Annotated in this window: 18 protein-coding genes; 12 read left to right on the forward strand and 6 right to left on the reverse strand. The window is 70.6% G+C overall.

The genetic code is table 11. The features are described 5' to 3' along the window. Positions 1 to 3: 3 nt before the first annotated feature. On the reverse strand, positions 4 to 1899 hold the full coding sequence (locus F3H10_RS10800; RefSeq protein ID WP_149784777.1) for a 2-oxoacid:acceptor oxidoreductase subunit alpha: 1896 nt from the start codon (positions 1897 to 1899) through the stop codon (positions 4 to 6). 241 nt (positions 1900 to 2140) lie between these two features. On the opposite strand from F3H10_RS10800, the gene dph5 reads away from it, so the two are divergent. The 3 genes from dph5 (at position 2141) to F3H10_RS10815 (ending at position 3854) form a co-directional block, all read left to right on the forward strand. Then, a complete protein-coding gene (gene dph5, locus F3H10_RS10805) occupies positions 2141 to 2938 on the forward strand; it encodes a diphthine synthase (protein WP_149784778.1) in 798 nt (265 codons plus the stop codon). Between the two features lie 86 nt (positions 2939 to 3024). Next, positions 3025 to 3408, forward strand: a complete 384-nt coding sequence (locus F3H10_RS10810) for a CBS domain-containing protein (RefSeq protein WP_149784779.1) — start codon at positions 3025 to 3027, stop codon at positions 3406 to 3408. A gap of 71 nt (positions 3409 to 3479) precedes the next feature. Then, a complete protein-coding gene (locus F3H10_RS10815; protein ID WP_149784780.1) occupies positions 3480 to 3854 on the forward strand; it encodes a CBS domain-containing protein in 375 nt (124 codons plus the stop codon). A gap of 45 nt (positions 3855 to 3899) precedes the next feature. Here the strand turns inward: F3H10_RS10815 and F3H10_RS10820 are convergent, their stop codons facing one another. After that, positions 3900 to 4667, reverse strand: coding sequence for a PHP-associated domain-containing protein (locus F3H10_RS10820; protein ID WP_149784807.1), 768 nt, complete (start codon positions 4665 to 4667; stop codon positions 3900 to 3902). A 149-nt stretch (positions 4668 to 4816) separates the two neighbouring features. Between F3H10_RS10820 and F3H10_RS10825 the strand changes: the two genes are divergently transcribed. Then, positions 4817 to 5113 (forward strand): DUF7565 family protein, encoded by a 297-nt coding sequence (locus tag F3H10_RS10825; RefSeq protein WP_149784781.1) that lies wholly within the window; start codon positions 4817 to 4819, stop codon positions 5111 to 5113. 221 nt (positions 5114 to 5334) lie between these two features. Continuing rightward, a complete protein-coding gene (locus F3H10_RS10830; protein WP_149784782.1) occupies positions 5335 to 6516 on the forward strand; it encodes an ArsA family ATPase in 1182 nt (393 codons plus the stop codon). 29 nt (positions 6517 to 6545) lie between these two features. Here the strand turns inward: F3H10_RS10830 and F3H10_RS10835 are convergent, their stop codons facing one another. Together F3H10_RS10835 and F3H10_RS10840 are read right to left on the reverse strand one after the other, a co-directional pair. Next, positions 6546 to 7190 carry a hypothetical protein gene (locus tag F3H10_RS10835; RefSeq protein WP_149784783.1) on the reverse strand — a complete coding sequence of 215 codons (645 nt, stop codon included), beginning with the start codon at positions 7188 to 7190 and terminating at the stop codon, positions 6546 to 6548. Then, the gene (locus F3H10_RS10840; protein ID WP_149784784.1) at positions 7187 to 7927 is read right to left on the reverse strand and encodes a hypothetical protein; all 741 of its coding nucleotides are present in this window, start codon (positions 7925 to 7927) and stop codon (positions 7187 to 7189) included. The genes F3H10_RS10835 and F3H10_RS10840 overlap by 4 nt, the downstream gene beginning before the upstream one ends. Before the next feature lie 111 nt (positions 7928 to 8038). Here F3H10_RS10840 and F3H10_RS10845 point away from each other — a divergent pair, with 111 nt between their 5' ends. Further along, positions 8039 to 8839 carry a DUF2103 domain-containing protein gene (locus F3H10_RS10845; protein WP_149784785.1) on the forward strand — a complete coding sequence of 267 codons (801 nt, stop codon included), beginning with the start codon at positions 8039 to 8041 and terminating at the stop codon, positions 8837 to 8839. A gap of 9 nt (positions 8840 to 8848) precedes the next feature. On the opposite strand, the gene F3H10_RS10850 is transcribed toward F3H10_RS10845, so the two are convergent. After that, positions 8849 to 10156 carry an MBL fold metallo-hydrolase gene (locus F3H10_RS10850; protein WP_149784786.1) on the reverse strand — a complete coding sequence of 436 codons (1308 nt, stop codon included), beginning with the start codon at positions 10154 to 10156 and terminating at the stop codon, positions 8849 to 8851. 193 nt (positions 10157 to 10349) lie between these two features. On the opposite strand from F3H10_RS10850, the gene F3H10_RS10855 reads away from it, so the two are divergent. The 5 genes from F3H10_RS10855 (at position 10350) to F3H10_RS10875 (ending at position 16039) form a co-directional block, all read left to right on the forward strand. After that, positions 10350 to 11117, forward strand: a complete 768-nt coding sequence (locus F3H10_RS10855; RefSeq protein ID WP_149784787.1) for a nucleotide-binding protein — start codon at positions 10350 to 10352, stop codon at positions 11115 to 11117. Then, the gene (locus tag F3H10_RS10860; protein WP_149784788.1) at positions 11114 to 11734 is read left to right on the forward strand and encodes a hypothetical protein; all 621 of its coding nucleotides are present in this window, start codon (positions 11114 to 11116) and stop codon (positions 11732 to 11734) included. Before F3H10_RS10855 ends, F3H10_RS10860 begins: the two co-directional genes overlap by 4 nt. A gap of 118 nt (positions 11735 to 11852) precedes the next feature. Then, complete coding sequence (locus F3H10_RS10865; protein ID WP_149784789.1) at positions 11853 to 12482, forward strand: hypothetical protein; 630 nt, start codon at positions 11853 to 11855, stop codon at positions 12480 to 12482. A gap of 444 nt (positions 12483 to 12926) precedes the next feature. Continuing rightward, positions 12927 to 15263, forward strand: coding sequence for a phosphoenolpyruvate synthase (gene ppsA, locus F3H10_RS10870; protein ID WP_149784790.1), 2337 nt, complete (start codon positions 12927 to 12929; stop codon positions 15261 to 15263). A 128-nt stretch (positions 15264 to 15391) separates the two neighbouring features. Beyond that, positions 15392 to 16039 (forward strand): halocyanin domain-containing protein, encoded by a 648-nt coding sequence (locus F3H10_RS10875; RefSeq protein WP_149784791.1) that lies wholly within the window; start codon positions 15392 to 15394, stop codon positions 16037 to 16039. A gap of 57 nt (positions 16040 to 16096) precedes the next feature. Here F3H10_RS10875 and F3H10_RS10880 read toward each other — a convergent pair whose 3' ends face one another. Further along, positions 16097 to 17143: a glycosyltransferase family 4 protein gene (locus tag F3H10_RS10880; RefSeq protein ID WP_149784792.1), complete on the reverse strand. Its 1047-nt coding sequence runs from the start codon at positions 17141 to 17143 to the stop codon at positions 16097 to 16099. 105 nt (positions 17144 to 17248) lie between these two features. On the opposite strand from F3H10_RS10880, the gene F3H10_RS10885 reads away from it, so the two are divergent. Further along, complete coding sequence (locus tag F3H10_RS10885) at positions 17249 to 19099, forward strand: S9 family peptidase (RefSeq protein ID WP_149784793.1); 1851 nt, start codon at positions 17249 to 17251, stop codon at positions 19097 to 19099. Positions 19100 to 19126: the final 27 nt, after the last annotated feature.

Consider the following 19126-nt stretch of genomic DNA (forward strand, 5'->3'; position numbering starts at 1 on the left):
GGGTTAATCACCTGCTGCTGGGACGAAGGTGGTCTGATGGCCGGACGCGTCGCCGTCGCCCTCGATGATCGCCGCCTCGAAGCCGTCGACGACCTCGGCGGGCTCGAACGGGTTCCCGTTGTACTTGAGGAGGCTCGACAGCTTCTCCCCGTACTGGCCGAGGTTCTTCTGGACGAGCCCGCGGAACTGGCCGGAGGCGGTCATCTCGACGACGAGGACCTCCTCGACGCTCTCGATGAACGTCCGGACCTCCTCGGTCGGGAACGGAAGCATGTCGGAGACGCCGAGCGACTTCACCGAGACGCCGGCGTCGTTGAGCCTACCGACCGCCTCCTCGACGGTTCCCTGCTGGCTGCCGAACGTGAGAATCCCGTACTCGGCGTCGTCGGGGCCGGCGTACGAGCTCGTGTCCTCGTCGTCGAGGTCCGCGCGGATCGCCTCGAGCTTCTGGGTGCGTCGGTCGATCTGTGCGACCCGGTTGTCGGGCGACTCGCTGATGTGGCCCGTGGGGTCGTGTTCGTTGCCCGTCGCGAGGAACCGGCCGCCTTTCTGGCCGGGGATCGACCGCGGGGTGACGCCGTCCTCGACGTCGTGTTGGAAGCGGTGGAACTTCCCGTCCGCCGAGTGGGGCTGTTCGGCGAGCTCCTCCTCGGTGAGCGTCTTGCCGAGCGTCGGGTTCGGCTCGCGGTCGAAGTGGCTCTTGGGGACGTTCTTCAACTCGCCGCCGAGCTTCTGGTCGTACAGCAGGATCGTCGGGATCTGGTACTCGTAGGCGAGCCGGAAGGCGAGCCGCGACTGCTCGTACGCCTCGGCGACGGTACCGGGGGCCAAGACGACGCGCTGGGAGTCACCCTGGGAGGTGTACAACACGTGTTCGAGGTCGGACTGCTCCGGCTTCGTCGGCATCCCCGTCGACGGACCGGCGCGCATCGCCTCGACGAGGACGAGCGGCGTCTCCGTCATCTCCGCGAGTCCGAGCGGCTCGGACATCAGCGCGAAGCCGCCGCCGGAGGACCCGGACATCGCCTTGACGCCGGCGTGGGAGGCTCCCACGGCCAGCGCCGCCGCCGCGATCTCGTCTTCGACCTGCTCGGAGATCCCGCCCAGTTCGGGCAGGTTCTGGGTCATGATCGTGAACACTTCCGTCCACGGCGTCATGGGGTAGCCCGCGATGAAGCGACACCCCTCGTCTATCGCGCCGTACGAGATGGCGTCCGAGCCGGACATGAGGAGCTGCGTCTCCTCGTGTTCGCCGGTCGGAACCGACACCTCGACGTCGTCGACGTCGTACTCCTCGCGTACCTGGTCGTAGGCGGTCTCGAGGATCTCGAGGTTGGGGTCGAGGATCTTCTCGGGCATCGCGTCGCGCATCAGGTCCTCGACGTGTTCGAGGTCCATGCCGATCAGCGCGCAGGTCGCGCCGACGCCGGCCGTGTTGCGCATCACTTCACGACCCATGTCGCGGGCGAGTCCGCGGAGGTCGAGCGGGAAGACGTGCCAGCCGTTCTCCTCGACGCGCTGCTGGAAGTCCGGGATCTCCGAGGGGTCGAGGAGTCCCTCGTCGTAGACGATGACGCCGCCCTCGCGGAGCTCGTCGAGGTTCTCCGAGAGCGGTTTGATCTCCTCGTTCCCGTAGACGGCCCCTTCCTGCGGGTTCCGGGCGAAGGAGTCGCCGAGCGCCAACAGGAAGTTGTAGCCGTCGCCGCGGGAGTCGACCGGGTCCGCGGCCGCGCGGATCTCCGTGTACGTGTGGCCCCCGCGGATCCGGGACGGATAGTGCCGGTGTGTGAACACGTTCAGCCCCGATCGCATCAAGGCCTTCGCGAAGTTCTGGCTGGTGGAAGCGATCCCGTCGCCGGATCCTCCCGATATCCGCCAGATGAGTTCTTGATCAGTCATATCGTGGATCTTGGCCCGGTAAGGCCCAGTAGCCAAACGTTGTGTCGGTCACCTCTTAGGGCTTGCTATGGATTCACATGAAACGATCATGAACGATCCTCGGATCGAGGGCCTCTCGTCGGCGTGTACGGGAGTTCCGGGTTCCGGAGCGACGGGCGAATCCGGGGCGGCGGCGACCCCCGCCGACGCCGGATCGTCGGCGGTCCGCGCCCTTTTAGGCGGTCCTCCCCGGAACGACGGTATGCTCACGTTCATCGGGCTCGGCCTCTACGACGAGCGCTCGATCACCGTCGAGGGGCGCGAGGCGTTGCGGTCGGCCGACCGCGTCTTCGCGGAGTTCTACACCAGCCGGCTCGTCGGCGCGGACGTCGACGATCTCGAGGCGGCTCACGGCGTCGACGTCGAGGTGCGCGACCGCGAGGGAGTCGAACGCGACCCCGAGCCGATCCTCACGGCCGCCGAGACCGGCGACGCCGCCTTCCTGACCGCCGGCGACACCATGATCTCGACGACGCACGCCGACCTCCGCCTGCGGGCCGAGTCGCGCGGGATCGACACGCGAGTGATCCACGGCGTCACCGCCCAGTCGGCCGCCTCGAGTCTCACCGGCCTCCAGAACTACCGGTTCGGGAAGGCCGTGACGCTCCCGTTCCCCTACGCACACGGCGGCGACGACGTGCCGAGCAGCGTACGCGAGACGATCGAGGCGAACCGCGAGCGCGGGCTCCACACCGTCGTCTACCTCGACATCAAGGTGGGGACCGGCCCGTCGGGTCCCGATCCCGATCACGAGGAGTACATGACCGCCGACTACGCGGCGGGCCTCCTCGCGGACGGCTGGCGGGACGAGCTCGCGGTCGTCGTCGCCCGCGCCGGCTCGCCCGACCCCGTCGTCGCCGCGGACCGGCTGAGCGCGCTCGCGGAGCGCGAGTTCGGCGACCCGCTCCACACCCTCGTGATCCCCGGCGACCTCCATCACGTCGAGGCGGAGGCGCTCGTCGGGCTGGCCGGCGCGCCCGAGTCGATCCTCGAGGAGTGAGCCGGAGGGCCCGAGCCTCCGAGAAGCGGCCCGCGAGACGGGATGACCCTCACGATTGATTATCGTGGCCCCCGTCGCCGACGCACATGGGAGACGTACCCGTCGGTCGGCTCATGTCGACGGACCTCGTGACGGTCGCCGCCGACGCCACCGCGGCGGAGGCGGCCGAACGGATGGGAGAGACGGGCGTGAACTCGATCCTCGTCGTCGACGAGTCCGGTCGCCTCGAGGGGCTGCTCACCGGGTGGGACTTCGTGCGTCTCGTCCGCGAGAACGACCCGCACGACGAGACCCTCGTCCGCGAGTGTATGACCACCGCGGTCGTCACCGCCTCGCGGGACGACTCGGTCGACGCGCTCGCCGACCTCGCCGACGGCGAGTACAGTCACCTCCCGGTGACCGACGACGACGGGGTCGTCGTCGGGATGCTGTCGACGACCGATCTCACGGAATACCTCGCCGGACGCTAGCCGCTTTCCGGGAGGCGGACGTCCGTTGCGCCATCCGGAAGACCCAACACGCCCGCCTGCCGAGGTGTGGTATGGACTTACACGATCGCACCCGGGTCAGCGAGGTCATGTCGACGCCGCTCGAGACCATCGGCGGCGACGAGCCCATCCGCGAGGCCGCCCGTCGCATGAGCGAACGCGACATCAGCGCGCTCGTCGTCACCGCCGGCAGCGGCTGTATCGTCACCCAGAGCGACATCATCGCCGCCGTGGCCGAGGGGAGGGACACGGAGGAGACGCTGGTCTCGGACGTGATGACCGAGGACGTCGAGACCGTGACGCCGGACCTGTTGATGGAGGAGGTCGCGGCCATGATGACGATGTACGGCGTGAAACACCTCCCGGTGGTCGACGACGACTACGTCGGGATGATCTCCTCGACCGACGTGACCGCCCAGCTGTCGTAGCGGCGTCGGTGAACCGGTCGTGGGTCGAACGACCGGCGTCGACGCTCACTCGTAGACTGCCACGTCGTCGAACCGACCCTCGTAGGCGACGTTGGACGGGAGCGTCGGCTCCTCGCCGGAGAGGAAGAGCCGATCGGCCTTCGCCCAGGTGTTCTCGTAGGCGAGGTGGCCGAACTCGACGAGCCCGCGGAGCCGATGGCCGAGGCCGCCGCGGTGGACGACCGTCCGCGGGCGTCCCTCGCGGAACGCCTCGACGATCGCCTCGGCGTCGGGGAGGTCGCCCTCGAAGGCGGTCCACGCCTCGCCGACCGTCGGCCGGAGGTGCGCGTAGGAGGAGCCGAACCCGCGGAGGTCGAGGTCGTCCGCGATGTCCCGTGCGCGGCCGTTCTGGTTGGAGAGCAGCTTCGTGTTGTACGTCTCGATGGCGTCGACGCGGGAGTCGTGGGCCGCGAGCTCGGGTCGGGTGAGCGAGATGGTCGCGAACGACGGGTGCGGGACGAGCACCGCGGCGTCCTGTCGTTCGAACTCCGCCATCGCTCCCTCGAAGGTGACGTAGTCGGGGACGGGATCGGAGAGCCCGATCGCGAGGAGGTGCCGGCGGTTCCCCCAGTTCCCGGTGAACACCTCGCGGCCGGGGATCACCGTCAGCTCGTCGTCGGAGAACCGGGCCGCGCGCTCGCGGATCGTCGGCAGCCGGGTGAAGTGTGGCGCGTATACGATCGCGTCGATCCCGCGCTCCTTCGCGCGGGCGACGACGCGGTCGTCGAGGACCTTGACGTGGGCGTCGACGCGCGTTCGGGATCGGCTCACGATCGGAGGTACGCGTAGCCGCCCAAAGGCGTATCGTTCGTCGCCGAGTCCGCGGTGCCGCCGTTCGTCGCCGAGTCCGCGGCGGCATCGGCCGTCGACGACTCGGCGGCGTCGGGGGAAACCGTTAATCCCCTCGGCGGGAACCGTGGGACATGGTTCCCTGGGCGTGCGGCATCGACGGGTGTGACGCCGTCTTCGAGGACGTGGAGTCGACCGTCCTCCACCAGACGCGAGAACACCAGCGTCACGAGTGTAAAGTGTGTGGCACGATCGTCCCGGACGGCTACTTCGCGATCCGGCACGCGTTCGACGAGCACACCCGCGCGGAGTACGTCCGCGCGTACGACGCCGACTCCGCGGCGGTCCGCCGCCGCGAGCAGGTGAAACGCGAGATCGAGACCGAAGCGGACCTCCAGACCGTCGTGGAGCGACTCGACGGGTCGCCGTAGCCCGCTCGCCTGCCGTCCCCCTCCCGCCTCCGTCCCGGCCTTCTCCGCCTCCGTCCCGGCCTGCTCCCGCCTCCGTCTCGGCCTTCTCCGCCTCCGTCCCGGCCTGCTCCCGCCTCCGTCTCGGCCTTCTCCTGCCACTCCTCCCCTGTCCCCGTCCCACCCCCGTTCCGCCCGCGACCCGGACCGACGGGTACACAAGCGCGCCGCCGCCAGTGGCGGGCATGGACGACATCGACGTCGAGCCCGTCGACCGCGTCGACGAGGACGCCGGGAGCGACGCGGCCGGCGAGAACGCGGTCGAGGACGGCGAGAACGCCGGGAAGGACGGGAACGCGCTCGGAGAGGAGGCCGGGAGCGACGGCCTCCCGCGGGGCGTGGACGCGCCGGAGTACGTGCTGTACGGCGGGAAGGGTGGGGTGGGGAAGACGACGATGGCGGCCGCGACCGCGCTCTCCTCGGCGGCGGGGGGCGTCCCGACGCTCGTCGTCTCGACGGACCCCGCCCACTCGCTCTCCGACACCGTCGGAGTCGACGTGCCCGCGGAGCCGGCGGTGATCCACGAGGACCTGCCGCTTTACGCCGCCGAGATCGACCCCGACGCCGCGATGGAGGAGGGGATGTTCGGCGCGGACGGCGACCCGCTCGGCGGGCTGGGCGAGATGGGCGAAGCGATGGGCGGCATGCCGGGAATGGGCGGGATGGCCGACGACGCCGCCGAAGGCATGGACGACGCGCCCGGCTCGCTGCTCGGCGGGACGATGCCCGGCGCGGACGAGGCCGCGGCGATGCGCCAGCTGCTCGAGTACCTCGACGACCCGCGGTTCGACCGGGTGGTCGTCGACACCGCGCCCACCGGCCACACCCTCCGACTCCTCCAGCTGCCCGAGATCATGGACTCGATGATCGGCCGCGTGATGACGCTCCGACAGCGGTTCTCCGGGATGATGGACGGGATCAAGGGGATGTTCGGCGGCGGCGAGGACGACCCGGACCCGAGCGCCGACCTCGAGGAGTTGCGCACGCGGATCGAACGCCTCAGGAACGTGTTACGCGACCCCGACCGGACCGACTTCCGCGTCGTGACCATCCCCGAGGAGATGAGCGTCGTCGAGTCCGAGCGGCTCGTCGCCCGGCTCGACGAGTTCGAGATACCGGTGAACACGCTGGTCGTCAACCGCGTGATGGAGCGCGTGAGCGACGTGGCCGACGTCGATCCCGAGTGGATCGTCGAGCCGGACCCCGAGCACTGCGAGTTCTGTGCGCGCCGGTGGGAGGTCCAGCAGGCGGCGCTCCGGGACGCGACCGACCTCTTCCGCGGACGCGACGTGAAGCGGGTCCCGCTGTTGGCGAAGGAGGTCCGCGGCGAGGCCGCGTTGCGCGTCGTCGCGGCCTGTCTCGACTGACGGAGCGGAAGGCCCCGTCGACCTCACCCTCACTTCCCGGAGCCGTCCGACCGCGCGAGGAGGCCCTCACGGACGCGCTCCGCGACGCCGGTGAGGTGCGCCTGTCCGAAGACGCCAACGACGAGCGCCCCGATGGAGTTGTACATCACGTCGAGGACGGTGTCGTCGAGGCCGTGCTGGGCCAGCGGCATGGTGAGACCGGTCCTGACAGCGATGATGTCGAGCGCGAACTCGAACAGCTCCCAGACGACGCCGAACGCGAGGACGACGATGACGATGAAGGCGAACGCGAACCGGCCCGGGATCCGGATCCGGTCGCTGTGGAGGTCGACGGCGCGCAGCGTAGTGTAGCCCACGCCGGCGACGAGCGACGCCGAAAGCGAGTGCGTGAGGTGGTCCCACCACTCGATCCGCGTGTAAAGGGCGGCCGATCCCATGGTATGGAAGAAGACGGCGCTCGTGATCCACACGCCGAGCCAGGGGTCGATCGGGACGTCGTAGTTCCGTTCGAGGGCCGCCGGAACGAACGTGATGAGTAACGCGATCCCGCCGTTGGAGATCGCCTTCGGCGCGCCCGCGACGATCCCGTAAACGAGGATACCGGCGAGGATCGCCTGCATCGTCCGAGTGAGCCGTTTCTGGTTCCGGACCGACGGGCGGGGCAGAAGCGTCATCGGCGCACCACCCGCCGGAGCGCACGGCGGAGCCGCAGGCCGCGGCGGCGGAAGTAGACGTCGAAGAGGACGCCCGCGACGAGCCCGGCAAGCGTCACGTAGAGCCACTCGATCATCAGCGCCTCGTTCGTCGTCAGGTAGGTGGTACCGAGGACGCGGTCGGCGTTCCATCGGAGGACCGTCCACGCGGCCGCGGTGGCCATCGTCGTCATCACGACGAAGACGATCGCGAACCAGTGGGTCACGCGCAGCGAGGAGAACATCTGGAGCTCGACGGTGATGACGAGCGCCAGCGCGGCGATGGCGAGGTACGTCGCGAAGATGCCGACCTCGCCGCCGAGAAGCGCGCGGACCAGCACGGGCAACAGCGCGAGCACGAGCACCTCCCACGGCGGCACCACCCGCGGGTCCCGTGCGACGATCGCCGGCGCGACCACGACGGCAGTGATGGCCGTGACGAGAGCCATCGGAAGGAGGTCGAACTCCAGAGCGCTCTCGAGGAAGACGCCGACGAGTACCGCGACCATCGCCCACGCGATCAGCGCGTTCGTTCGCCCGTTTCGGAACAGTCCCTCCAGCCAGACCTCGATGACTTCCGGATCCGTCAGATCCGATACGGACCGGTCGGTCACGGACCGATCGGACTCGGATCGATCGGACCCGCCCTCCGGAGCGTCGGTTTCGGAGCCGTCGGATCCCTCGTCCGGGGCGTCCGCATCGGCGCGATCGGTATCCATACACTCCCGTCAGTCCGGCACCGACTAATATCGGTTGCTCCGGAACGGCGGTCGGCGACGGATCCCGGATCGAACGAACGGCCTTTTATCCGGCACGCGCCTCCGGTCGGTATGAACTGTCGGCGGTGTGGGACCCCCCTGGAGAAGCCCGGGGACTACTGTCTGACCTGTAACACCGCCAACAGCGACGCGGTCGTCGTCGAGTTCGCCGAGGACCGCGCGGAGCTGACGGTGCTGGAGGAGGACGCGGCCGTCGGGCGGACGACGATCACGACCCGCCCGGAGGACGACGAGGAGTTGACCCACGTCCACCTCCGCAACTTCGCCGGCCGCGTCGCCGACGAGATCCGCCGCAAGCGCCCCGAAACGGTGTACGCCGCCGGCGCGCGCGAACCGCTCCGCGAGGCGCGCGCACAACTCCACCACGAGTTCTACCGCGTGCCGGAGGGGGGCGGCGAGCGCGGCGCCGGCGGGGGCGGATCCGGCGACGACGACGACGCGGAGGGCGACGCGGGCCTCGAGAGCGACGTGGTCCGGTGGGTGCTCGACCGCCGTGGCGACCGCGCGCTGGAGGTCGTCGAGATGCCGCCACGCGAGAAGATCGGCGGGTCCCACTCGACGCTCATCGGCGACCGGAAGGGACGGCGGGCGATCCGGACGGTTGCCGAGCACCCGCACGTCAAGAAGGTCGTTCCCGGACCGATCGACGCCGGCGGCACCGGCTCGCGGACGGGACTGCGCGCGAAGGCGACGCGCGCGGGGACGAACGGGAACGTTCGGCTCCTCCTCCGGGACGGCTCCAGCGTCCAGGAGAACCGGATCGTCACGACCGCGATGGACCGCGAGACCGGCGAGCGCGTCCGCGAGGACTTGAACGAGGCGCTGCGCGAGGCCGACCTCCAGGACGAGTAGGACTCCCCCTCAGTCGTCGGCCTCGGGCTCCGGCGCGGGCTCGGCCGCACACCGGTTCGGGCCGAGTTCGAGTTCGATCGCGGCGACCTCGTTCCGCGGCGACTCGACCCCGCGGTTGGCCGCGATCACCGACTCGTAGTTCGGCGGCTTCTCCGGCAGCGTCGCCGTGATCTCCTCGACGAACGCCGCCCGGTCCCGTCCGAGGACCTCGAGCCCCGTCCGTGCGTCTCCCACCGTCGTCGCCACGGGCTCGCCGGGAGTCGCCCCGCCGGTAGTCCCGTCGGCGTCGACGGAGAAGTGGCCGGGCAACACGACGACGTCGTCGGGCTCCGCGAGCAGGGTGCCGTGGAGCGAGTCGTAGAGCCGCTCCGCGCCGGTTCGTGCGCCGGCGGACTCGCGCTCCGTCCCTCCGTTCCCGGACTCGTGTCCCGCCTCGCTCTCCCCGCCGGCCGCGAACTGGAGTTCCGTCCGGCCGACGCCCTCGGTGAAGAGGGTGTCGCCGGTCAGGACGGCGGAGCGCCCGACGAGGTAGCTCGCGCCGTCGTCGGTGTGGCCGGGAGTCGCGAGCGCCTTCAGGTCGACGCCGCCGACGTCGAGGGTCCGGTTGCGCCCGATCGGCTCGAACTCGTAGGCCACGTCGCGTTCGGCGGCCGCGGCCGGGAGGACGTAGGGGACGCCCAGCTCGTCCGCGAGCGCCCGGCCGCCGGAGAGGTGGTCGGCGTGGACGTGGGTGTCGAGCACGGCCGCGATGGACGCGTCGTGGTCGGCGGCCGCGGCCCGCCACTCCTCGCCGTGACGGGAGACGTCGACCGCGACGGCGACACGGGAGCCGGCGGAATCGGCGACGGTGAGGGAGTCTTCGGCGTCGTGGCCGTCCCCGTATCCGCCGACCACGAGGTATCCCAGACACCCCTTCGCACGGCGTTGGATCTGGACGACGTCGAGGGGTTCCTCGTCGGCGTCGAGGAGGGGAACCTCGACGCGGTCGTAGACCGACGACCAGCCGCGCATGCCGTCGTCGACGGCGTACACGTCCTCGTAGCCGGCGGCGGCGAGGTCGTCGGCGAGCGCGTGTGAGGACTTCCCCTTCGCACAGACGGTCACGACCGTCTCCCCGGGGCCGATCCCGGTCGCGTCCTCGAACTCGTCGCGGTCGAACGCGTGGAAGGGCTTGTAGACGTAGTTGATCGCGCCGGCGATCCGCCAGCCCGCGTAGCTCTCCTCGGGTCTGGTGTCGACGAGGGCGAACTCGCGCTCGCCGCGTCGCGCCGCGTCGACCATGTCGCGGAACTCGCTCGCGGATATCGTCTCGGCCATGGAGGAGTATTGATCCGAGCGGACAAAAGCGCTGTTCTCGGGGGAGCGTCGGGAGACCCCGTCATCGGGAGAATCGACGGATACCCGGTCACGGACGGTGGCGCGCCACCGCACCCGAATCGATGCCTCCCATCTGTACCGACCACGACAGGGTAATAGACACCTTTTAACGGGACGACGCGGACGAAAGGGCATGGTCGAGGCGTTCGCGGTCGCCAGCGGCAAGGGCGGCACCGGCAAGACGACGAGCACGCTCGCGCTCGGGATGGCGCTCTCCGCCGAACACGACGTGACCGTCGTCGACGCCGACACCGGGATGGCGAACCTGCTGTTCCACACCGGGCTCGACGACGCGGCGGTCACCCTCCACGACCTCCTCGTGGAGGGGACCGCGACCGACGTCTCGGAGGCGACCTACGAGCGCTTCGGGCTCTCGGTCGTCCCCTGTGGCACCTCGCTCGCGGGATTCGAGGCGGCCGACCCCGCGCGGCTCCGCGAGGTCGTCGCCGAACTCGCGCGCGACACCGACGTGCTCCTCCTGGACTCGCCGGCCGCGCTCGGCTCGAAGTCCGCGGTGTTGCCGGTCGTCCTCGCCGACCGCGTCGTGATCGTGGTCGAGCCGACGATCCCCGCGCTCTCGGACGGACTGAAGGTCCAGGAGTACGCCCGCTCGTACGGCACCGAGACGGCCGGCGTGCTTCTCAACAAGGTCAGGGACCCGGCCGCCGCGGTGGCCGAGCAGGCGGGCCGCCACTTCGGCGGGCCGGTGCTCGCGGAGGTGCCCGACAGCGACGTGGTCCGCGCGGCACGGCGGGCCGGGAAGCCGCTCCTCGCGCACGCGCCCGACAGCGAGCCCGCGGCGCGGTACCGCGAGGCGGCCGCCCGCCTCGAGGTGCGCGACGGCGACGAGGACGCGGTGGCGGCGCGGTTCAAGAGCGCGGTCGTCCCCGACACCCCATGAGCGGGTCCACGGACCCGCCGGTCCTCGAGATCCCGCGGGGGGACCTCCTCCGCTCGCGGGTCGTCTCCGACGTGGGCACCACCCTGTCGACCGCGCTCGACCGGGAACTCACCGGCTACGCGACGGTCGTTCCACAGGAGACGCTGCTGCTCGCCGGCGACGCCCGCGGGGTGTTGACCTTCGAGGCGGGCGTTCCCGTGTTAGCGTACAACACCGTGACCGACAGCGGCGGCCCCGACGCGCTCGCCGAACTGGCCGTGCCCGGCCCGTACCGCGTCGAGCTGTACGCGGTCGCGCCCGAGTCGCTCCGGGCGGCCCACGACGAGGAGGCGCTCCGGGTGCCGCCGGCCGCGGCGGCGACCGAACTCGCCGACGATCCCGGCCTCGCCGAGCGGACCCGCGAGGCCGCGCCGGCCGACCGGCTGTCGGACGACGACGGCGAGGAGACCGACGCGGTGGCGGCGTTCCTCGCCGACGACGACCGGATCGAGGCGATCCGCGAGCAGGCGCGTCGAGAGGCGGAGGAGCGCGCGAGCGAGTGGGGACTGGACGACGCGCTCGCGGACGGGGGCGACGACGAGCGGAGCGGCGACGCGGACCGGCCGGAGCGGTTTTGAGCGCGCCGGACCTACACCCGCCATCACCGTCCTCCGTCTCCTCCGACTGACCGCGCCGCGGGACTTCGCCGACTGGTACGCCGCGAGCCGCGCGTACACGCGCCACGTCGCCGAGGGGATGGACTTCCCGGGCGTGGACGCCATCGACGGCGACCGCCTCGCGGCCGCGCTCGCCGAGGACCCGACCGAACTCCCGCCGGCGGCGGCGCGCTCGGTGGCGACGACGTTGCTCGCGGACGGAGCGTTCTCGGAGCCCTACTGCGAGTGGATGCCGCTGTGGTACGAACTCGGCCTCGTCGCGCCGGTCCGGTACGGCGAGTGGCGACTCCGACGGGTGGCCCGCGAGGTGGCCGCCGACGCGGGCGTGAGCGCGACCGCCCCACGATTCTCCCGCCCGCGGGACGTCGTCGTCGACGGGCGACCCGCCCTCGAGGGGCTCTCCGGGTTTCGCGAGCGTTTTCTCGCGGCGGCCGCGCTCCTCCACCTGGAGTGGTTCGTCCACGCCGCGGCCGCCGACGGGATCGCGGTCCCGAACGACCTCGTCGAGCGGGCGCGCGAGGAGTCGCTCTCGTACTACGCCGGCGACCGCGACCGCCTCTCGCCGGAGATCCGGCGGTTCCAGGAGCTGCTCTTCGCCGACGACGCCTGGGTCGCCCGGGTGGACGCCGCCTACGGGCTCGACAGCCGACTGTTCGAGGTCTGGGAACAGCTCCTCCGGGACGAGCGGCGACGGCTCGCGGGCGACTGATCGGCCGGCGGACCGTTCGGCCGGCGGATCGCTCGGCCGGCGACGCGCGGCCGATCGGCGATCGCCGATCACGACGGCGGAACTGCTGTTACAACACCTGTAACACATGATCGGATACGTCATTCGAGCAGCAAGTAAGTATAGGTCGGACGGAGTCGTATGAAAGGGTACGGACCGTTCGTCGGTTCGTCACGCCCGCGACGAACTCGGCCCTCTCTCGCTTTCGAGCCGCCGTTCACGTCCCCCGTCGCTCCCCCGGTCGGCCGGGATCGATTCCCCCCTCGATCCGGTCACGCGCCGACCGCGTTCGTTCGGCGACATCCACCGTGTTGGGACACTAGCGTCCGGTTCGAGGCCGACAACTCGATGCCGAGTAATCCTTTATTCGCCGAGGTTCGGTCCGGAAGATTCATACGGCGGGTCGTGGATCCACCGCACATACGAATGGCAGTACTCTGGCTGGACGACGTCGACGCCGACGACATCGGGACCGTCGGCGGCAAGGGGGCTTCGCTCGGTGAACTCATCGGCGCGGGGCTGCCGGTGCCGCCGGGATTCGTCGTCACGGCGGGGACCTACCGCGAGTTCATCGAGGAGGCGGGAATAGACGAGGAGCTGTTCGCCGCCGTCGACGTGGACCCCGAGGACTCCGCCGCGCTCCGGGAGGCGGAGGCGACCGCCCGGGAGCTGATCACGGAGACCCCGTTCCCCGAGCCGGTCCGCGAGGGGATCCTCGAGAGCTACCGCGAGATGGGCTCGGAGGGCGAGGAGGCGTTCGTCGCCGTCCGCTCCTCGGCGACCGCCGAGGACCTGCCCGACTCGTCGTTCGCCGGCCAGCAGGAGACGTTCCTCAACGTCCGCGAGGCGGACCTCCTCCGGCGGGTGAAGGAGTGTTGGGCGTCGCTTTTCACCCAGCGGGCGATCTACTACCGTCAACAGCGGGGGTTCCCCCACGAGGACGTCGACATCGCGGTGGTCGTCCAACGGATGGTCGACGCCGAGAAGTCGGGCGTGCTGTTCACGAGCCATCCCTCGACAGGCGACCCGCAGATGACGATCGAGGCCGCCTGGGGGCTCGGCGAGGCGGTCGTCTCGGGCACCGTCTCCCCGGACAACTACGTGTACGACCGCGGCCGCGGAAGCGTCGAGAACGTCACGGTCGCGGACAAGAAGGTGGAGATGGTGAAGGACTCCGACACGGGAGAGACGGTCCAGCTCGACGTCGAGGAGGACCGACGCACGGAGCGGGTGCTCTCCGACGAGGAGATAGACGAGCTCGTCGGGCTCGGCGAGCGCGTCGAGGACCACTACGGGACCCCACAGGACGTCGAGTGGGCGATCTACGACGGCGAGGTGTACATGCTCCAGTCGCGGCCGATCACCACGATCCGCGAGGACGCCGGCGAGACGGCCGGCGGCGAGGACGGGGGCGACGACTTCGGCGCGGCCGTGGCCGGGAACGGCGGTTCCGGCGGAAACGCCGGAAACGGCGACGACGACGCGGACGTCCTCGTCGACGGGCTCGGCGCGAGTCCCGGGGTGGTTTCCGGTTCGGTCCGGATCGTCACGAAGCTCGACCACCTCGACCAGGTACAGGAGGGAGACGTGCTCGTGACCGAGATGACGATGCCCGACATGGTGCCCGCGATGAAACGCGCCGCGGGCATCGTCACCGACGAGGGCGGGATGACGAGCCACGCCGCGATCATCTCCCGAGAACTCGGCGTCCCGGCCGTCGTCGGCACCGGTAACGGGACTCGCGTGCTGGAGGACGGCCAGGGGATCACGATCGACGGCGACAAGGGGACCGTCCGCGCCGGAATCGACGAGACGGCCGAATCCGCCGAGGAGTTCGAGCCGGTGGAGGCCGCCCGGCCGGAGACCCCCGTCAAGCCGATGACCGCGACGGAGGTGAAGGTGAACGTCTCGATCCCGGAGGCCGCGGAGCGGGCGGCCGCGACCGGCGCGGACGGCGTCGGGCTGCTCCGGATCGAACACATGGTGCTCTCGCTCGGGAAGACGCCGGAGAAGTACATCGCTGACCACGGCAAGCGCGCGTACCAGGACGAGCTCATCGAGGGGGTTCGGCGGGTCGCCGACGAGTTCTACCCGCGACCGGTCCGGGTCCGGACCATCGACGCGCCGACGGACGAGTTCAGCGAGTTGGAGGGCGGCGACGGCGAGCCGAACGAGCACAACCCGATGTTGGGCTGGCGGGGCGTCCGCCGGAGTCTCGACAAGCCCGAGCCGTTCCGTCAGGAGCTCGCCGCGTTCGCGCGGCTCATCGACATGGGATACGACAACCTCGAGGTGATGTTCCCGCTCGTCAACGACGCCGCCGACCTCGAGGGCGTGAAGGGGCACATGCGCGAGGCCGGGATCGACCCCGAGACGCACCGCTGGGGCGTGATGATCGAGACGCCGGCGAGCGCGCTCCAGATCGACGAGCTCGCCGAGGCGGGGATCGACTTCGCCTCCTTCGGCACCAACGACCTCACCCAGTACACCCTCGCGGTCGACCGCAACAACGAACACGTCGCCGACCGCTTCGACGAGCTTCACCCCGCCGTCCTGCGGCTCATCGGTGACACCATCGAGCGGTGTCGCGAGCTGGACGTCGACACCAGCATCTGCGGACAGGCCGGCTCGAAGTCCGAGATGGTCGACTTCCTCGTCGAGGAGGGCGTCTCCTCGATCTCCGCGAACATCGACGCCGTCCGCGACGTCCAACACGAAGTGAAGCGGGTCGAACAGCGGCTGCTGCTCGACTCGGTGCGCTGAGGCGGGCGGGCGGGCGGTCGGACGCGGCGGTCGGATGACCGGAACCGACGGTCGGAACCGGTGACCGCCGCCGCTTCCGAGCGAGCGGAACCAACATATTCACTATCGGCGATGACGAATCCGGATCCATGAGCACGGACGACGTCTCTCGGCGCACGTTCATGCGGACCGCCGGCGGCACGGCTGCCGCCGTCGGCGGAGCCACGGCCGCGACGGGGACCGCCGCGGGACAGGAGGGCGGTGGCGGCAGCGTCGAGCCGGACTGGCCGAGCGGGGCAAACCAGAACCTCGGCACCTATCAGGACGCCCGAGGACAGGACTCGGTCACCGTCTCGGTGGGAGCCGGCGACCAGGGGCTCGCGTTCGACCCCAGCCTCCTGTGGGTCGATCCGGGCACGACGGTCACCTGGGAATGGACCGGAAGCGGCGGCGCGCACAACGTCCAGACGGTCGAGGACGGCGGGCCCGCCTCGCTCGACAGCGGCGACCCAGTCGACGAGGAGGGATACACCTACGAGTACGAGACGAGCGAGGAGGACGCGGGCATCACCCACTACCACTGCGTCCCGCACACGTCGGTCGGCATGCACGGCGGGCTCGCCGTCGGCGAGGACATCCCGACGGTGGACACCGGCGGCGGGGAGAGCAGCGCGGTATTCGTCCCCGACGGCGCGCGCGCGCTGACGATCGCCACCTTCATCGCCATGGTGAGCACGCTCGGACTCGCCTTCGTCTTCATGAAGTACGGGGGAACGATCGCCCCCGACGAAGCCTGATCGACGGGTCCGTCCGCCTCGGTCCCTCCCTTCATCGGTTCGTACGACCCCGCACGATCAGACCGCGCCGAGTTCGCGGTAGGCGTCGAGGTAGCGGTCGAGGACCGCTCCGCGGTCGTACTCCTCGAGGTCGGGGTCGCTCGTTCGGCGCTCGAGGTCGCCGACGGCGGCGATCGCGTCGGCCAGTTCCGCGGGGCTGGTGACGAGTCGGCCGCGGTCGCGCCCCTCGACCAGTTCGTGCGCGCTCGAGTCGGCCTGATACTCGACGAGCCCGACGCAGCCGCACGCCAGCGCCCACAGCAGTTCCGAGGCGAACGTCTCCCAGCTCGCGGTCTGCGCGAAGACGTGCGTCCCCTTGAACACCGACACGCGCTCCTCGAGCGGGAGCTCTCCGAGGAAGGTCACTCGATCATCGATCCGGAGGTCCTCGGCGGTGGACTCGACACGACCGCGCTCGGGGCCCTCGCCGATCACGGCCGCGTTCCAGTCGTGCCCGCGGCGCTCGGCCAGCGCCAGCAGGAACGTCTCGACGTTGGCGTGGCGGTCGAGCCGCCGGGAGTAGACCGCGTCGAAGCGGTCGTCCGGCTCCGCGCCGGCGACGAGGTCGAGATCGACGCTCTCGGGGATCACCTCGACGGCCGAGCCGTCCGCGCCGTGTTCGCGGATCCGCGTCTTCGTCGTGCGCGAGGGCGTCGTGACCGCGTCGGCGTCGCGCGCGAGCAGCCGATAGGCCCGCCTGGAGTCCGCCGGATGGTCGCGCCACCAGTCGACGAGGACCGGCGACCCGCCGAGCCGGCCGGCGAGCGTGGTCGCGAGCGCCGGCATCGGCGGGCTGTTGACCGCGTGGACGACGTCCGGGTCGAGCCGACGGACCGCCGCCGGAACCCGCGCCGCGAACGCCGACGGCGACGGGTCGACGACGACGGAGCGATACGTGATCCCGTCCGTCTCGAACGTCGGGGCCTCGCCGCCCCACCAGCGGGCACACAGCCACGTCACGTCGTGGCCGCGGTCCGCGAGTCCCGCGGCGGTCCGGTGCGTCCGGGAACGCGCCGGCGTGTCGCCGTGTTCGGGGGTGAAAAGCGAGACGAACGCGACGCGCATACGCCGACCGGAGGACGGGACCGAACAAAAAGACCCGCGATCCGCCCGGAACGAGCGCCCGTGATCCACCCGAAACGGTTTCTCCCCGGCGGCGGAACGATGCGTATGCACAGATACGACGTCGAACGCTACCTCAACGTGCGGGGAGCCGGCGGCGCGACCCTGGGTCCCGACGGTCGACTCTCCTTCCTGCTCGACGCCACCGGCACCTCGCAGGTGTGGTCCGTCGACCGCCCGCTCGCGTGGCCCGAACAACACACGTTCTTCGAGGAGCGCGTCACGTTCGTCGACGCCTCACCGGAGCGCTCGGAGGCCGTCTTCGGCATGGACGAGGGCGGCAACGAGCGCGCACAGCTCTACCGGCTCGAGTTCGGGTCCGGGGAGATCACCGGGCTCACCGAACGCCCGGAGGCGAAACACCGGTGGGGCGGCTGGTCGGGAGACGGCGAGCGGTTCGCGTTCGCGTCGAACCGCCGCGAGGAGTCGGTCTTCGACGTCTACGTTCAGGGACGCGAGGGGACCGGCGACGACGCGGAGCTCGTCCACGAGGGCGACGGGTGGCTCTCCGTGGCCGGCTGGTCGCCCGACGACGACCGGCTGGTCGTCCACGAGGCGCACTCCTCGTACGACCACGACCTGTACACCCTCGACGTCGACTCGGGGGAGTTGACACACCACACGCCCCACGAGGGCGACGTCCGGTACGGCAGCCCCGAATGGGGGCCCGACGGGGAGGCGATCTACCTCGTCACCGACCGCGAGAGCGACACGCTCCGGCTCGAGCGGCTCGATCTGGAGACCGACGAGTTCTCCGTCGTCGTCGACGGCAACGCCGGGGACGGGAACGTGCCGGGTGGTTCCCCGCCCGGCGGCGACGGCTGGAACGTCGACGGGGTCGCGGTCCACGAGGAGTCCCGCCGGGTCGTCTACTCGCGCAACGTCGACGGCTATACCGAGATCACGGTCGGCGAACTGGTCGCGCCCGACCGGATCGACGAGTTCCCCGCTCCCGACCTGCCGCGGGGCGTCGCCGGCGGCGTGAGCTTCGGCCCCGACGGGGACCGGTTCGCGATCACCGCCACGGGCGGCACCGACAACGCGAACGTCCACGTCGTCGAGACGACCACGGGCGAGACCGAGCGGTGGACGAACGCCTCCACGGCGGGGATCCCGCGTGACACGTTCGTCGAGCCCGAACTCGTCCACTACCCGACCTTCGACGGGCGGGAGATCCCTGCGTTCTTCTCGACCCCCGAGAGCGAGACGCCCGAGTCGGGCTACCCCGTCGTCGTGGACGTTCACGGCGGGCCGGAGTCACAGCGCCGCCCCTCCTTCGGCGCGGTCAAACAGTACCTGTTGAACGGCGGGTACGCCGTCCTCGAGCCGAACGTCCGCGGGTCCTCGGGGTACGGGAAGGCGTACGCCGCGCTCGACGACGTCGAGAAGCGGATGGACTCGGTGGCGGACCTGCGGGCCGGCGTCGAGTGGCTCCACGACCACCCCGAGGTCGACCCCGACCGGATCGTCGCGATGGGCGGCTCCTACGGCGGGTTCATGGTTCTCGCGGCGCTGACGGAGTACCCCGAACTGTGGGCGGCCGGCGTCGACGTCGTCGGCATCGCGAACTTCGTCACCTTCCTCGAGAACACCGGCGACTGGCGGCGCGAGCTCCGCGAGGCCGAGTACGGCTCGCTCGCCGAGGACCGGGAGTTCCTGGAGTCGATCTCGCCGATCAACAACGTCGACCGGATCGAGTCGCCGCTCTTCGTCCTCCACGGCGCGAACGACCCGCGGGTCCCCGTGAGCGAGGCCGAACGGATCGTCGAGGAGGCGAGCGAACGGGACGTCCCGGTGCGGAAGCTGATCTTCGAGGACGAGGGCCACGGCTTCTCGAAGCTGGAGAACCGGATCGAGGCGTACCGCGCGATCGTCGAGTTCCTCGAGGAGCACGTCTAGGGCGGTTCGCGCCGCCGGGACGGCGTG

The sequence above is a fragment of the Halorubrum aquaticum genome (genome assembly GCF_900113615.1).
GTDB lineage: Archaea > Halobacteriota > Halobacteria > Halobacteriales > Haloferacaceae > Halorubrum > Halorubrum aquaticum.